We start from the raw sequence: 1,066 nt of genomic DNA on the forward strand, positions 1-1,066 counted from the left end.
GTTCTTGTCGAGGCCGCGGATGCGGTAGCGGCGATCACCGAGGGAGATGATCACTTCACCGTCGGATACCTCGGCCTTTACCTCGGCCTTGGGAGGCTCGGGGAGGACGCTGGCGGGGAGAGGAGCTGCCGGCGGCGCTGGTAGTTCTTCCGGTGCTGGGGCGGCAGGAGCAGCTAAAGAGAGAGGGGGCGTTTCTCTTTTAGCCGCCATCTCTTCCCTCACCGCCGGCACCGATTCCCGTTTCGGAGCTTGCCCTTTCCCCAGCCACACCGCCGAGCGGATCGCCACGCCGAGGCTCTTGCCGGCGGGCTTCACCCGACAGGCATACTCGTTCGCGTCCATCCCCTTGGGGAAGTGGATGCGGTAGGCGTCGATCCCTTCGCGGGTCAGCTTCTCCGCCAGCTCGGCGGCGGCCTTCTCGCCCGCCTCGTCGCGGTCGTAGGCGATCAGTACCCGCTCGGTGCCGTGGTGCTTGAGCGCGGCCAGCAGCTCATCGGTGAAGCCGTTGACGCCGTAGCTGGTGGTGACGTTGCGGAAGCCTGCCGCCCAAAAAGTCAGGGCATCAATCAGCGATTCGCAGAGGATGATTTCCTGGCTCTCCGCCAGCGCCTCGGCGTTGAATATGCCTCGGTGCGGGCCGGGCAGATAGAGGTGGTAGGCGGTGCCCTTGCGGAGATTGTCGCGCAGCTTGCGGCCGTAGATTTCAGTCACCACGCCATCATTCGCCGATGCGCTGCCTCCTGGCGCATCGGCATACCGCCCATCCCTGGGCATAATCACCGGGACCACCAGCGAGCCGTTGAAGTGCTCATGGCCGCTCTTGCGCAGGATGCCGAGGGTTTGCAACCGCCCGCGGATCTCGGCGCCGGCCTTGCGGTTCTTCTCGGGGAGGCGATAGGCCAGGGTGCGGTTGGCGACCCCCAGCTTGAAGTGCTCGATCAGCTCGGGGTGGTTGAGGCCGCGTCGCTCCAGGTACTCCAGCGCCTCCGGCGTCTGTTTCAGGGTTTGGTGGTAGTAGTCCACCACCTGCGCCAACAGTGCTTGGTCCTCGGCGTCGGCATCAAGG

At 65.5% G+C, this 1,066-nt stretch carries 1 protein-coding gene; it reads right to left on the reverse strand.

What is annotated here, in order from left to right; genetic code table 11:
* Positions 1-1,066: toprim domain-containing protein (locus ACYQ2W_RS26350; protein ID WP_459874059.1), on the reverse strand; the 1,066-nt coding region annotated here is incomplete at both ends.

Source organism: Endothiovibrio diazotrophicus (genome assembly GCF_054657215.1).